The sequence below is a fragment of the Actinophytocola sp. genome, assembly GCF_036378875.1.
GTDB lineage: Bacteria > Actinomycetota > Actinomycetes > Mycobacteriales > Pseudonocardiaceae > Actinophytocola.
In genome coordinates this window covers 1-14,532 of the sequence record NZ_DASUVO010000131.1, presented here as the reverse complement: position 1 = coordinate 14,532, position 14,532 = coordinate 1, and the positions used below count along the sequence as shown (strand labels likewise).

Sequence of the window (14,532 nt, the reverse complement as noted above, 5' to 3'; positions counted from 1 at the left end):
GATGTTCGTCCGGCACATCTCGGAGGTTCCCTCGATCGACTGGGGCAACGGCGTGAGCCGCCGGTTCCTGCTCCAGTCCGACGGGATGAACTACACCGTCACCGACACCATCGTCCTCGCCGGCACCAAGTCCCGCTTGGAATACCGCAACCACCTGGAGTCCTGCTACTGCATCGAGGGCAGTGGCGAGGTCGTCGACATGGCAGGCAACTCGTACCCGCTGACCCCGGGCACGCTCTACGCACTCGACGACCACGACCCGCACTTCCTGATCGCCTCGCCGCACGAGGACCTGCGATTAGTCTGCGTGTTCAGCCCGGCACTCCGGGGTGACGAGGTCCATTCCCTCGACGCCGCAGAGTTCTCCAGCTACTGAAGGACAGCACGATCGCGTAAGAACCGCGTCCGGAAACATGCCAGCATGGGGCACCGGACTAGCGGAGAGAATCATGCAAAACTGGGGCCCAGAACAACGACGATTACGTGAGGCGTTGGCCGCGTGGTCGGACAAGCTGAGTGCCGACCACGTAGCCGCCGACGCCGCCGGCACGTTTCCTTACGACAAATGGAAGCTGATCCAGCAGACGGACCTGCTCCGGATCCCGTTCGACGAGTCGTGGGGTGGGCTCGGTCAGGACCTGCTCACCACCATGTACCTGTTGGAGGGTCTCGGCAACGTGTGCCGGGACGGTGGACTCAACTTCTCCGTGTCCACACACATCGTGAGCACGGGCATTCCCGTCCAGCGCTTCGGCAACGAGGCGCTGAGGGCACGGTTCCTGCCGGCCATCTGCGACGGTGACCGGATCGGCGCGCACGCGATCACCGAGCCGGGATCCGGTTCCGACGCGCTGGCCATGCGTACCACCGCACGCAGGGACGGCGACCACTACGTGCTCAACGGCAGCAAGACGTTCGTCAGCAACGGCGCCGTCGCCGACGTCTTCGTGGTCTACGCACGCACCCACCCCGACGGCGGGCCACTGGGGATCACCCCGTTCGTTGTGGAGCGCGAGACACCGGGTTTCGCCGTGGGCAACCCGATTCCGAAGATGGGGCTGCGCACGTCGCCGCTCACCGAGCTGTTCTTCGACGACTGCCGGGTGCCCGCCGAGCACGTCGTCGGCCGGCCCGGCGGTGGCTTCCTCGTCCTGGACCACGTGATGAAGTGGGAGATCCTCTGCTCGTTCGTGATCAACCTGGGCGAGATGGAGCACCGTCTCGAACAGGTCATCGCCTACGCGAAGGAGCGGTCCGCGTTCGGGTCGCCGATCGGGTCGTTCCAGGCCGTCTCGCACAAGATCGCGGACATGAAGATCGGCGTGGAGACCACGCGGAAATGGCTCTACGACACGGCGGCGAAGTTCGCGGCCGGTGAGAACATCACCACCGACCTCGCGATCACCAAGCTCGTCGCCAGCGAGCAGAACATGGCCTCCGCGATGGCCGCGGTGCAGATCCTCGGCGGCAACGGCTACATGGCCGAGTACGGCGTGGAGAAGGACCTGCGCAACGCCGTGGCCGGCACCATCTACTCGGGCACGTCGGAGATCCAGCGCAACCGGATCGCCAGCGCTCTCGGACTCGGCGGGAGCAGGGCGGCATGACGGTGACCGACGCGCAGTTGCGCGTGACCGAGTTCCTCGACCACGACTCGGCCGAGGTCGCCGAGTTCGTGCACCGGTGGCTCCCGGCGGACGCGAACGACCCGATCTCGCGGGCCGTCGCGCTGTACAAGGCGGTCCGCGACCGCGTCAACTACGAGGTCTTCGGCGCCGACCTGTCCCGTGCGGGACTGCGAGCCAGCCAGGTGATCACCCGGGGCACGGGCATGTGCCTGCACAAGTCGGTGCTCTACGCGGCGACCCTGCGCGCGGTCGGTGTGCCCAGCAAGCTGCTGCTGACCGACGTGCGCAACCACCTCGCCTCGCCACGGCTGCTGGAGCTGGTCGGCGGCGAAGTGTTCACCTTCCACGGCCTCACGGTCGTCCACAACGGACAGCGCTGGGTCCGCGCGACGCCGGTGTTCAACCGGACACTGTGCCGGTTGTACGGCATCGCGCCACTGGACTTCGACGGAGAGCACGACAGCCTCCACCACCCGTACGACCTCAAGGGTCGCAAGCACATGGAGTTCCTCACCGAACACGGGGAGTTCGACGACTTCCCCTACGACCTGGTGCTGACCGGGCTCCGGGCCGCCCACCCCGCGTTGTTCGCGAGCCCGACGAGGTTCGTCGCCGGCACGCTCGTCGCCGACGCCGACCGTAACCAGACCAGCCAAGGAGACGCAGCATGACCGGCCAGATCAAGTTCCAGCTCACCGAGCGGGACCTACCGACTACCTGGTACAACATCGCGGCCGACTTACCCGGACTCGACCCGCTCCTGCACCCGGGGACCGGCGCGCCGATCACCGTCGACGACCTGGCCCCGATCATGCCGGAGGAGTTGGCGCGCCAGGAGCTGAGCACGGAGCGCGAGGTCGAGATCCCCGAGCAGGTGCGCCAGCTGTACGCGCAGTGGCGGCCCTCCCCGCTGTTCCGCGCCCGCCGGCTGGAGCAGGCGCTGGACACCCCGGCGCGGATCTACTACAAGTACGAGGGCGTCAGCCCCGCGGGCAGCCACAAGCCGAACACCGCCATCCCGCAGGTGTTCTACAACAAGGAAGCCGGCATCACCCGGCTGGTGACCGAGACCGGCGCCGGCCAGTGGGGTTCGGCGCTGTCCTTCGCCGGCGCGTTGCTCGGGCTGGACGTGACCGTCTACATGGTCAAGGTCAGCTTCCACCAGAAGCCCTACCGCCGGCTGCTGATGGAGACCTACGGCGCGCGCTGTGTGCCGTCCCCCAGTACGGAAACCGCTGCGGGCCGCGCGATCCTGGCCGACGACCCGGACTGCACCGGCAGCCTCGGCATCGCCACGTCCGAGGCGGTCGAGCTGGCGGCGAACGACCCGCTCACCAACTACGCGGGCGGCAGCGTGCTCAACCACGTGCTGCTGCACCAGTCGGTGATCGGCAAGGAGGCGCTGCGGCAGCTGGAACTCGCCGACGACCAGGCCGACGTGGTCATCGGCTGTGCCGGCGGCGGCAGCAACCTCGGTGGGCTCAGCTTCCCGTTCATCGGCGAGAAGCTGGCCGGGCGGTCCGACGTGCGCGTGATCGCGGCGGAGCCCGCCGCGTGCCCGACCCTGACCCAGGGCAAGTTCGCCTACGACTTCGGCGACACGGCCGGGCTGACCCCGTTGCTGCGCATGCACACGCTCGGCCACGGGTTCGTGCCGCCCGCCTTCCACGCCGGCGGTCTGCGGTACCACGGGATGGCGCCACTGGTCAGCGGCGCGGTCGAGCAGGGCTACATCGAGCCGGTCGCGATCAGCCAGACCGACTGCTTCGCCGCGGGTCTGACCTTCGCGAAGTCCGAGGGCATCGTGCCCGCTCCTGAGTCGACGCACGCCATCTCCGCGGCCATCACGGAGGCGTTGCGCTGCAAGGAGGAGGGCCGCGGCGAGACCATCGTCTTCGGACTGTCCGGGCACGGGCACTTCGACCTCTCGGCGTACCAGGCCTACCTGACCGGCGACCTGCGGGACGAGCCGTACGACTCCGTCGGGGTGGCGGCCGCGCTGAACGATCTACCCGTTGTGCCTGATGCCTGATCTGACGCCGTTCGAGACGCCGCTGGGCGCCACGCTCCTCAAGGTGTGTGGCGCTACCAGCGGCGTCGACGTGTCCGCGCTCGCCGACGGGGGCGCCGACCTGATCGGCTTGTGGCACGGCGTTTCCGGTGGGCACGCCGACCTCGACCGCGCACGGCTCACGGAGCTCGCCGCGGCGGCCGTGGCGCGGGGCCGGACACCGGTTCTCGTCACGTTCACCGGTGACCCGGCCGCGGTGGCCGACGCGTTGACCGAGTCCGGGATCGGCGTCGTACAGCTGCACGGCTACCAGGCGCCGCCGGTCGTGCGTGCGATCAAGGCCACCGGCGCGACCGTGGTCAAGGTGTTGCATGTGGACGGTGCGGTGTCGCACGAGCAGCGGCTGTTGCGGTCCTACCGGCGGGCAGGCGTGGACGTGTTCCTGCTGGACGCGGTCGGTGCGGACGGCGGCGTCGGCAGCACCGGCCGCGAGATCGACCCGGCGGTGGCGCTTTCGGTCGCGGAAGCGGCGGACGCGCCGTTCCTGCTCGCCGGCGGCATCTCCGCCACCAACGCGGCACGGTTCGCCGCGGTCCGGGCACATCCCCAGTTCCTCGGCATCGACGTGGACTCCGCGGCCCGCGACGCGAACGGCCACCTCGCTGTGACCCGGGTTGCCGCGATCCGTCAGGCATGGCACGAAGCGGGCGAGGAGGCGGCGTGAGTAAGTTCGCCTCCGCTTTGGAGAGTGCGACCGTGCCGGTCATCGGGGAGATCAAGCTGCGGTCCTCCGCCGGTGTGGCGCTTCTTGGTGATCGTGCTGTCGAGGACGTGTTGGACGCGTACGCCGACAACGGGATCGGCTGCGTGTCCGTCGTGACCGGACGGTGGTTCGGGGGCACCGCCGACCTGCTGCCACGGGTCACCGCGCACACCACGCTTCCCGTGTTGCAGAAGGACTTCCTGACCCGCAAGGCGCAGCTGCGGACCGCGGCCGACCACGGCGCGTCCGCGGTGCTGCTGACCGCGGGCCTGCTGCCGGCGGACGTGCTGAACCGGCTGGTCGACTCGGTACTGGCACTCGGTCTCACGCCGTTCGTGGAGATCGTGGACGAACAGGAGCTTGCCGCGCTGCGCCGCCCTGAGCAGTGCGTGGTCGCGGTGAACAACAAGGACATCGCCACCCGCGAACGCGGCGATGGCGACCTGAACCGCAGTGTGCGGCTTCTGGCGGCACTGCGTGCGGCCAACGTCCTGTGTGCGGTCAGCGCGAGCGGGATCACCAGCCCGGCCGACGGCGCCCGCCTGATCGAGGCGGGTTACACCGGGCTGCTCGTCGGGACCGGGCTGCTCTCCTCGGCCAGCCCCGGCGCGTGGCTGGCCGAGCTTCGGGAGTGTCTGCGGTGACCGGCAACCCGGCGAACTCGCTCCGCGCCGCGCTGGCCGCGCTGTGCGAGGGCGACCGCGCCGAGCACGACGTGCCCGCAGACGGCATCATCGCGCACTTCGCCGCCCAGTACGCCGGCATCCCGGCGAACTCCTTCGCGCGCGAGGAAAAGGTGGTGACGTACCGGACCGGCGGCGCGGCGATGCCGGTGCTCCTCGGGGCGTACGGCAGTGAGCCGCGGGTGCGGTCGTGGCTGCCCGGGCTGCCGGCGCACGCCAGCCCCGTCGCCGTCGCCGACCTGCTCGCCGCGGCACGGCCGCCACATCGGGTCGAGCGCCCGCATTGTCAGGAGCTGGTCGCGTCCGAAGTGGACGTGACGGCGCTGCCAGCGCTGCTTGCCACCCCCCGGGACGCGGGCCGGTACCTGACGCTGGGGGTGGTGTACGCACGGGATCCGGACACCGGCGCCGTCGCGCTGTCCACACATCGCATGCTGATCGTCGGCAAGGACCGGCTCGCGATCTGGATGCTGCCGAGCCGTCGCCTGCGCGCGCTGCACGACCGTGCGGTGTCCACAGGGGAGCGACTGCCGGTTTCGGTGAACATCGGCGCGCCGCCCGCCGCGGTCGTCGCCGCCGCGTTGACCGCGGACCTGCTCGCGCCGACGGCGGACAAGCTGGCCGTGGCCGGCGCGCTGGCGGGGGAGTCGATCGCGCTGGCGGGTGCGGTCAGCCAGGACACCGACGTGCTGGCCGAGTCGGAGATCGTGCTCGAGGGCCATCTCGACGACCAGGTCACGGCGGAGTCGGTGGACGGCGTGCCGGACGTGTCGATGCCGGAGTTCCTCGGCTACGACGGCGACGCCCGCGACACGGTCCCTGTGCTCACGGTGACCGCGGTGACCACGCGGCGGGATCCGGTCTACCAGGCGGTGATCGGCCCCGGCCGGGAGCAGTCGGTGATCCTGGGCCTCGCCGGCGCGCTGTCGGTCGCCATGGGTGACGACCTCGGCATCGTGCACGACGTCCACCTCTCGCCGGCCGGTGGTGGCATGCTCACCCTGTTCCTGGCCGTGCGCAAGCGATCCGTGCGCGACGAGGATCTCGCGCCGCTCGCGCGACGGATCTTCGACCGGCACCCGTTCGTCAAGCTGATCGTCTGCGTCGACGACGACGTGGACGTGCGGTGCGCGGAGGACGTCTGGTGGGCGGTCACCACGCGCTGCAACCTCGGCGGCGCCGTCACGTTCACCGGATACCGGCCGCTCGCCATGGACCCATCCCAGACCGCGGCCTGGGCGGGTGCCCGCGGGTTGCCGGCCGGCGACGGGCAGCGGACGCTGATCGACGCCACGGTGCCGTTCGCGTTGCGTGACACCGTGCGGCGCAGCTTCGCCATGCCGGCGAAGGGAGCCGCCTGATGAGAGTCGTCGTGGGTATCACCGGAGCGAGCGGGTCGATCATCGGTATCCGACTGCTTGCGGCGCTCGGTGCGCTCGGGGTGAGCACGCACCTTGTGCTGTCCCGCTGGGGCCGGGCGACGCTGGAGATGGAGACCGAGTACTCGGCGCGCGAGGTGTGTGACCTCGCCGACCACGTGCACGCGCCAGGTGACGCGAGTGCCGTGATCGCCAGCGGGTCGTTCCGCACGGACGGCATGGTCATCGCACCGTGCAGCATGAAGACACTCGCCGGGATCCACAGTGGATACGGCGAGGGCCTGATCCCGCGCGCGGCCGACGTGACACTGAAGGAACGCCGCAAGCTCGTGCTGATCCCGAGGGAACTGCCGTTGTCGGAAGTCCACCTGCGGAACATGCTCGGCCTGTCACGGCTCGGCGCGGTGATCGTCCCGCCGGTGCCGGCGTTCTACCTGAAACCCGACTCCGTCGACGACGTCGTCGACCACGTCGTCAGCCGGGTCCTCGACCAGTTCGGACTCGAGCTGCCGGACACGCCGAGGTGGACGGGACGGATGAAAGCGCACGGAAACGGAACATCGCCATGAACCTCAGCATCCCGCCGACCGCGACGCTCCTGCTGTTCGCCGGCACGGCGTTCCTGCTCGTGATCGTGCCAGGACCGAACATGTTCTTCATCCTGAGCAAGGGGATCAGCTACGGTCGCCGTGCGGCGTTCGCGTCCGCTTTCGGGGTCGAGCTTGGCACGCTCGTGCACGTCTTCGGCACGGTGATCGGCATCTCCGCGTTGATCGCCGCGTCGCCGGTGGCGTTCAACGTCCTGAAGTACGCCGGCGCGGCGTACCTCGTGTACCTCGCCTACCGGGCGTCCCGTGCCCCGAAAAGCCAGTTGGCGCAGGTGGTGCCCGACCAGTCACTGCTGCGCACACTGGGCAGCGCCGCGCTGGTGAACGTGCTGAACCCGAAGGTGGCGCTGTTCTTCCTCGCACTGTTCCCACAGTTCATCGACCCGGACCGGAGCTCGGTGCCCAGCCAGACACTGATCCTGGGCCTCGTGTTCTTCGTCATCGCGCTGGCGCTGGACCTGCTGTACGCGCTCGGCTCCGTGGCGGTCGGTCGGTGGTTGGACCGCAACCCGAAGTTCCAGTTCTGGCAGCGCCTGGTGTCCAGCATCACCTTGCTGGGGCTGGGGGTGTTCGCCGCACTGGCCTGAGTCTCGTGGAGGTGCTCGCTCACCACGTTCGTCTGGTTCGGACCGGGCCGAAAGATCCGGTCGTGCCTTCTTCGACCCTGACGAAGAAGGTTCGGATTCCTCTCAACGGAAGGATGCACAGTTCATGACTGCGACCCTGCACACCACCGAGTCACCCACTACGTCGACGGACTCGCCGGTCACCGGAAAGGTGCCGGCCGCTGTTCTCGGCGTGACTCGCGTGGTGGTGTCGTTCCTGTTCATCTGTCACGGTTTGGTGGGTTTGTGGGGCGCCTTCGGTGGCGTCGACGGCCTGGGCGGCACAGTCGCCGCGTTCTCCTGGCCGGACTGGTGGGGCTCGATGATCCACCTGGTCGCCGGCGCCTTCGTGCTGGTCGGCCTGTTCACCCGGCCAGCGGCACTGCTGTGCTCTGGCGCGATGGCCTACGCCTACTTCACCGTCCACCAGCCGATCGCGCTGTTCCCCATCCCGAACGGCGGCGAGCCGGCCGCGCTGTTCAGCTGGATCTTCCTGCTGATCGGCACCCTCGGGTCGGGCGCGTTCGCCGTCGACACCCTGCGGCGCCGTCGCCGCTGAACTCCCCTCCCACAAGAGAAGCAGGCCGGGTGACCACGTCACCCGGCCTGCTTCTTTGCGTGCTATGTCGAGAGTTCAGCGGGGGTCCAACAGTTGGCGAGGATGCGGCGAGGGGCGAACAACCATCAGGCGAGCACGGGAGAAGTCGCGCACTAGAGGCGATATGCCCAACACTAGTAATCGTCACCCCGAGTGGTGACGCGAGAAATCGCAAACAACCAGGAGGTAATTGCATGATCTCGACGGTGGAGACCACCAGCATCCGCGCGGTGACCCACAACCGGGCTGTCACGCACAACCGCGCCGTGACGCACAACCGCGCGGTTACGCACAACCGCGCGGTCGCGAAGTAAACCTGACTGACAGAGCAGGTACACGCCACGGTCTTGGGCTGGCCCCCAAGGCCGTGGCCTTTTAATACCGCAATCCTATTCGACGAGGGGCTGAAATGCCAGCAGAAGACGTGAACCTGGAGCTCGTGGACGTCGAACTCTACGACCTCGAACGGGATCTGTGCCTCCTCGTCACCCCGAACGGTGGGCAGTTCTACATTTCCGCGCCGACCACCGAGTTCCGGGCGTGGGCCGCGCGCTGCGACGGGACCCGGACCCGGGCCGAGCTTCTGGTGGACATGGCGCCCGAGTACGCCGAGGTGGTCGACGTCCTCGCGCAGGACGGTTGTCTGCGTCCCGTCTCGGGAACGCGGGACGCCGGCACCACCGTGCTCACCACCGGCTCGCCGGACCTCACCGCCGCGCTGGCACACGCGCTGAGCGGCTACGCCCGTGTCGCGCCAGCGCCCGCGGATCTCTCCGATGTGGACGTCCGCGACACCGTGCTCGTCGCGGCGTTCGACCACCCCGCCTACGCCCAGCTCACCCGCATCGGCGAGGAGTGCGCCCGGTTCGGCCTGCGCTGGCTGCCGTTGCGTCGCGAACGCGGCAGGGCGATCCTCGGGCCGGCGATCACGCCCGGCGTCACGGTCGACTTCGCCGACGTCGTGGACCGCAGGCGGTCCGCCGCGCAGGACCCCCGGATCGTCGACGCGATCATGGCCGCACCGGAGGAGCACAGCCCCGGTTTCCGCGGCGGCGACGCTCGCTGGGTGGCCGCGCAGCTCGGCGTCCACCTCGAACGCTGGATCGCTGGCGAGCCCCTGCCCGAGGTCGAGCTGGACCCCGGCTCGCTCACCCAGCTCCGCCGGACCGTGCTGCCGGTGCCAACCCGCCCCCGGCCCGTGGTCCGCGGTGACGCCGAGGCGAACCTGCTGGTCGACGACCAGGTCGGCGTGGTCACCGGCGTGCACGAACTGGCCCCGATTCCTGGTATGCCGGCTCGGCTGCGGGTGTGTGCGGTCGACGTGGCCGACATGCGGCGCGTCGCCGACTGGCCCAACGACCGCCAGGCCTTCGGCACCTCGTGGTCCGACTTCGACCCGGCCCGCCGCAGCGCCGTCGGCGAGGCGGTGGAGCGGTACTGCGGCAGCTGGTTGCCCAAGGACCGGCTCCGGCACGGCAGCTACGCCGAGCTGAGTCGCGCGGGCGTGCCCGTGCTCGACCCCCGCCGGCTGCACCTGTTCTCGGCGCGGCAGTACCAGTCGGACGGCTTCCCGTTCGCGCCGCTCACCGTGGACGCGGAGTGCGCGTGGGTCGAGGGCCGCTCCTGGACGACCGGCGAGCCAGTCTGGGTGCCCGCTTTCCTTGCCTCCCACGGGGAGTACGACCCCGTCCGCTACTCCGACCCGCTGGTGGCCGGTGTGGCCGCCGGCGTGGACACCGAGCACGCCATCACCTCAGGGCTGGAGGAGGTGATCGAGCGCGACACCACGATGCTGTGGTGGGCGAACGCCGCCCGCCTTCCGCGACTGCCGTTGCCAGACGGGATCCGCGCGTTGATCGCCGACAGCCTCGACACCTACGAGGTCACGCTGATTCACCTGGACAACGAGTTCGGTGTCCCGGTCGTCGCCGCGACGGTGCGCGACCGCGAGACCGGGTGGCTGACCGTCGGCTTCGCCACCCGGCCCAACGCCATGGCCGCGGCGGAGAAGGCGCTCGCCGAGGGGTTCACACTGCACCACACCTGCCACTACCTGGACAACGAGCAGGAGCTGGCCAGCGGACAGGCGGACCTGCCGCACCTGGGCAACCTCAAGCCGTACCGGGCCGACCGGCGCTATCTCGACTCGTACCGCGACGACTTCGCCGATGTCCGCGACCTGCTGTGCCAGCAGCAGATCTACCTGGACCCGAGGGCCGGGGAGAGAGTCGCGCCGCTGGTGCGTGACCTGCCCACCCGCTCATGGGACGGCCTCCCGGACCTCGGTGAGCGAAAGCTGGCCACGTACCTGGCCCGCGTCGAGGCCCGCGGCTTCGAGGTGATCACGGTCGACATGACCACCTGTGACGTCGAGGCCGCCGGGCTCAGCGCGGTCCACACGCTCGTGCCGGGACTGGTGTCGAACTTTCCCGCCGGGCTGCCGTTCTGGGGGAACGGCCGGATCAGCCGCGCCGCGGTGGAACTCGGCTGGCGAACGGAACCGTTGGCCGAGAACGAGTTCAACGTCTTCCCGCTGCCCCACGCCTGAGGGACATGATGGCTCTCATCGACGCGCTCGCCCTCCCCAACACCCGGGGGCGCGTGCCCCTGATCGTCGCGCAGGCCGTCGACGCACTGGGCACCGGGCTCTTCCTGCCGTTCGCGGTCGTGTACTTCCACGCCGCCAAGGGAATTCCACTGACCACCGTCGGCGCGATCCTGTCGGTCGCCGCGCTGCTCTCCCTGCCCGCCGGCCCGCTGACAGGCCAACTGGTCGACCGGTTCGGGCCGCGGCGAGTGGTGATCGCGAGCCTGCTGATCCGAGTGCTGACCTTCGGCGGCTACGTGTTCGCCGACGTGCCATGGCAGTTGGTCGTGCTGGTCACGATCACACTGTGGGGTGAGAGCATGTTCTGGCCGGGGGCCGCCGCGCTGGTGGCCCAGGTCGCCGACGACGGGCAGCGGGTGCGTTGGTACGCGATGGAGCGGGCACTGCGCAATGTCGGCATCGGTGTCGGCGGCCTCGTCGGCAGCGTGCTGGTCACCTGGGGCGGCACCGGCGGATACACCGCGGTCGTGCTGCTCAACGCGATCTCGTTCCTCGCCGCGGCCGGGCTCTTCGCGTCGTGGCGTTCGGGCGAGCCACCACGACGGGCCGACGGGCGACCGCGAGAACGCGGTGGGTATCGGGAGGTGCTCTCCGACCGCGCGTTCCTCGGTGTGCTGACGACGGTGTGCGTGTTCGCGCTGTGCGACCTCGCGTTGACCGTCCTCATGAGCGCCTACGTGATCGAGGCACGCGGGTTGCCAGCGTGGCAGCCCGGGGTGCTGTTCGCGATCAACACCGCACTGGTGGTGCTGGCACAGACCGCGGTGGCCGGGATGATCGAACGGCACCGCAGGACCAGGGTGCTCCAACTGGCCGCCGGCATCTGGGTGGTGTCGTTCGCGTTGTTCGCGATGGTGCCGTCGGGGGACGCTGGGATGGCGTTGGGCCTGCTCGCGCTGGGCATGGTCGTCTTCACCGTCGCGGAACTGCTCCAGGCGCCGACGAGCAGCGCGCTGACGGTGGCGATCGCGGCCGAGCACCTGCGGGGCCGCTATCTCGGGTTGGAGGAGCTGATGTGGAGCGTGGCCAGGGTCATGGCGCCCGCGGGCTTCACCTGGCTGCTGGCGAAGGGACCAGTCCTGCCGTGGCTCGCGCTCAGCGCGTGCTGTCTCGGCGCGGTCCTCGTGTTGCGCAGGCTGGAACGGGTGCTCCCCGGGCACGCGCGGCGGGAGACCGCCGGTGTATGAGCGCGCCGCCGGTGTCCCCGACGTCGCGGAGTTCCGCGAGGTCTACCACCGGGTCTACCGGGAACCGCCGTACCACGAGGACGCGGCGGCAGCGGCCGGGTTCGCCCGGCAGCTGGCCGAGCACGCCGCGCTCCCCGGGTTCTGCGTGACCGGCGTCCGCGACTGCGGTGCGCTCGGCGGGTTCGCCTACGGGGTGCGCCGCGACGACGGGTGGTGGCACCCGAGAGCCGCCACGCCCGCGCCCGCGGACGTGTGCTGGCCGCTGTTCTACGTCTACGAGCTCGCGGTCGTCCCGGAGCTGCGGGGCCAGGGGCACGGCCGAGGACTGCTGGACGAGCTGCTGGCCGACCGCACCGAACGGTGCGCGGTGCTCGCGGCGTCGACCAAGGCGCCGGCACGCGAGCTGTACCGCCGGTGGGGATGGGTGAAGGTCGGCGAACTGACCGGACCGCCGGACGGCGTGGACCTGCTCGCCCGCCCACTGTCCTAACCCGCAAGGCGGGAGATGCGTTCTGGCGTTCGCGAGCGCAACCTCGAAATGGCACTACCGGCGCCCGTTCCTTTTGCTTGGAGGATATCTTGGCCACCACGATCCCGACGCGCGAACACATCGCGCGCAAGGCGTCGGATTTGATCCCGCTCCTGCGAAAGCACGCGTCCTGGGCGGAGGAGAACCGGCGGCTGCACGACGAGACGATCGAGGCGCTGGCCGACGCCGGCGTGTTCAAGTTGCGGCGGCCCAAGCACTTCGGCGGCTACGAGGTGGACAGCAACACGCTGGTCGACGTCGGTACGGCGCTCGGCCAGGGATGTGGCTCCACCTCGTGGGTGGCGTCGGTGTACTGGATCCCGACCTGGATGGCCTGCCAGTTCCCCGACGAGGTGCAGGACGAGGTCTTCTCGACGCCGGACGTCCGCGTGTGCGGGACGCTGAGCCCGTCTGGGATGGCCACTCCCGTCGACGGCGGTGTCGTCGTGAACGGCAAGTGGGGCTTCATCAGCGGCGCCCACCACGCGCACTGGCAGGAGATCATCGCGATCCTCGTCCCGCCGGACGGTGAGCCGTACCCGATCATGGCGCTGGTGCCGATGTCGGACCTGCTGGTCGTGGACGACTGGCACACGTCGGGCCTGCGTGGCACCGGCAGCGTCAGCACGGTGGCGAAGGACCTGTTCATCCCCGCAGAGCGCATCCTGCCGCTGCCGGCCGTGCTGCAGGGACAGATCGCCTCCCAGCGCAACGCCAACTCCCCGGTGTACCGCGCGCCGCTGCTGCCGGTCGCCTCCGCGGCCTCGGTCGGCACGCTGGTTGGCATCACGAAGGGCGCTCAGGAACTCTTCCTGAAGCGGCTTCCGGACCGGAAGATCACCTACACCGGTTACGAGAGCCAGCGCGAGGCGCCCGTCACCCACTTCCAGGTCGCCGAGGCGACGCTGAAGAGCGACCAGGCCGAGTTCCACGCTCGGCGCCTGGCGACCCAGGTGGACACCAAGAGCGCCGAGGGCACCGAGTGGAAGCTCGAGGAGCGGGCCAGGGCACGCGCCGACGTCGGCGCGGTGGTGCGGCTGGCCAAGGAGTCGGTGGACATCCTCGCAACGGCCAGTGGCGGATCCTCCATCTACAGCGGGATCCCCATGCAGCGGATCAACCGGGACATCCAGGCGGTCAACCTGCACGCCCTCATGCACCCGAACACCAACTTCGAGCTCTACGGCCGGGTCCTGTGTGGACTCGAACCCAACTCGCTCTACATCTAGCGTTGACCCCCAGGAACGGAGAAAACCATGACCGCCAGTTCGGACCAGGCCGCGATCGCCGCACTGACACAGAGGATGGTGTCGGGGTGGGCCTACGGGGAGGCGGAGACGATCGCCAACCTGTTCGTCGAGGACGGCACCATGATCCTGGCCGGCGTGTTCTGCAACGGCCGTGACGAGATCCGCGACTACTTCGCGAAGGCGTTCGAGGGCAAGTACAAGGGCACCCAGGTGACCGGAAAGCCGATCGGCATCCGGGTGCTCGGGCCGGACGTGGCGATCCTGCTGAGCAGCGGCGGTGTCCTCGAGTCCGGTGAGACCGAGGTGTCGGAGAACGGCGCGATCCGGGCCTCCTGGCTGGTCGTCCGGCGCGACGGTGAGTGGCGGCTGGCCGCCTACCAGAACTCGCCGCGCTTCGACGCGAGCGCGACGGGCGTCAGCCGCGCCGCCTGACCGGAAGAACGTGTGGGCCGCTGTCCGGTGTGGACGGACAGCGGCCCACATTTGTGTTCTTCACCAGTGCTTTCAGGGGTTTACGCCGGTCAAAGCACGATCGGAGTGTCGCCCGGCGGCGACGGTATTACATGCTTGACCTGGAAAACCGAACGTGTGACCGACCCGGAGGAGTGACTGAGCGATATGGCTGGGTACTACGAGATCCGGCACCGGGTGGGGTTCGAGGAGACGAACTTCGTCGGGAACGT

At 69.5% G+C, this 14,532-nt stretch carries 15 protein-coding genes; all 15 read left to right on the top strand.

Annotated elements, in window-relative coordinates:
* Position 1: 1 nt before the first annotated feature.
* Positions 2–376 carry an ectoine synthase gene (locus VF106_RS38390; protein ID WP_330844896.1) on the top strand — a complete coding sequence of 125 codons (375 nt, stop codon included), beginning with the start codon at positions 2–4 and terminating at the stop codon, positions 374–376.
* 73 nt (positions 377–449) lie between these two features.
* Positions 450–1,607 (top strand): acyl-CoA dehydrogenase family protein, encoded by a 1,158-nt coding sequence (locus tag VF106_RS38385; RefSeq protein WP_330844895.1) that lies wholly within the window; start codon positions 450–452, stop codon positions 1,605–1,607.
* Positions 1,604–2,299, top strand: coding sequence for a transglutaminase-like domain-containing protein (locus tag VF106_RS38380; RefSeq protein WP_330844894.1), 696 nt, complete (start codon positions 1,604–1,606; stop codon positions 2,297–2,299). The genes VF106_RS38385 and VF106_RS38380 overlap by 4 nt, the downstream gene beginning before the upstream one ends.
* Entirely contained in the window at positions 2,296–3,660 is a 1,365-nt protein-coding gene (locus tag VF106_RS38375) for a TrpB-like pyridoxal phosphate-dependent enzyme (protein WP_330844893.1), read from the top strand. The genes VF106_RS38380 and VF106_RS38375 overlap by 4 nt, the downstream gene beginning before the upstream one ends.
* A complete protein-coding gene (locus tag VF106_RS38370; RefSeq protein WP_330844892.1) occupies positions 3,653–4,363 on the top strand; it encodes a phosphoribosylanthranilate isomerase in 711 nt (236 codons plus the stop codon). Before VF106_RS38375 ends, VF106_RS38370 begins: the two co-directional genes overlap by 8 nt.
* A complete protein-coding gene (locus VF106_RS38365; protein ID WP_330844891.1) occupies positions 4,360–5,046 on the top strand; it encodes a beta/alpha barrel domain-containing protein in 687 nt (228 codons plus the stop codon). The genes VF106_RS38370 and VF106_RS38365 overlap by 4 nt, the downstream gene beginning before the upstream one ends.
* A complete protein-coding gene (locus VF106_RS38360) occupies positions 5,043–6,446 on the top strand; it encodes a UbiD family decarboxylase domain-containing protein (RefSeq protein WP_330844890.1) in 1,404 nt (467 codons plus the stop codon). The genes VF106_RS38365 and VF106_RS38360 overlap by 4 nt, the downstream gene beginning before the upstream one ends.
* Positions 6,446–7,033: a UbiX family flavin prenyltransferase gene (locus VF106_RS38355; RefSeq protein WP_330844889.1), complete on the top strand. Its 588-nt coding sequence runs from the start codon at positions 6,446–6,448 to the stop codon at positions 7,031–7,033. Before VF106_RS38360 ends, VF106_RS38355 begins: the two co-directional genes overlap by 1 nt.
* Complete coding sequence (locus VF106_RS38350) at positions 7,030–7,659, top strand: LysE family translocator (RefSeq protein ID WP_330844888.1); 630 nt, start codon at positions 7,030–7,032, stop codon at positions 7,657–7,659. The genes VF106_RS38355 and VF106_RS38350 overlap by 4 nt, the downstream gene beginning before the upstream one ends.
* A 124-nt stretch (positions 7,660–7,783) precedes the next feature.
* Positions 7,784–8,236 carry a DoxX family protein gene (locus VF106_RS38345; RefSeq protein ID WP_330844887.1) on the top strand — a complete coding sequence of 151 codons (453 nt, stop codon included), beginning with the start codon at positions 7,784–7,786 and terminating at the stop codon, positions 8,234–8,236.
* Positions 8,237–8,684: 448 nt separating this feature from the next.
* The gene (locus tag VF106_RS38340; RefSeq protein ID WP_330844886.1) at positions 8,685–10,823 is read left to right on the top strand and encodes a SagD/YcaO family ATP-dependent cyclodehydratase; all 2,139 of its coding nucleotides are present in this window, start codon (positions 8,685–8,687) and stop codon (positions 10,821–10,823) included.
* Positions 10,824–10,828: 5 nt separating this feature from the next.
* Positions 10,829–12,070, top strand: coding sequence for an MDR family MFS transporter (locus VF106_RS38335; protein WP_330844885.1), 1,242 nt, complete (start codon positions 10,829–10,831; stop codon positions 12,068–12,070).
* The gene (locus VF106_RS38330) at positions 12,063–12,560 is read left to right on the top strand and encodes a GNAT family N-acetyltransferase (RefSeq protein WP_330844884.1); all 498 of its coding nucleotides are present in this window, start codon (positions 12,063–12,065) and stop codon (positions 12,558–12,560) included. The genes VF106_RS38335 and VF106_RS38330 overlap by 8 nt, the downstream gene beginning before the upstream one ends.
* Before the next feature lie 89 nt (positions 12,561–12,649).
* Positions 12,650–13,828, top strand: coding sequence for an acyl-CoA dehydrogenase family protein (locus VF106_RS38325; protein WP_414639157.1), 1,179 nt, complete (start codon positions 12,650–12,652; stop codon positions 13,826–13,828).
* Positions 13,829–13,855: 27 nt separating this feature from the next.
* Positions 13,856–14,281, top strand: coding sequence for an SgcJ/EcaC family oxidoreductase (locus tag VF106_RS38320; protein WP_330844883.1), 426 nt, complete (start codon positions 13,856–13,858; stop codon positions 14,279–14,281).
* The last annotated feature ends 251 nt before the right edge of the window (positions 14,282–14,532 follow it).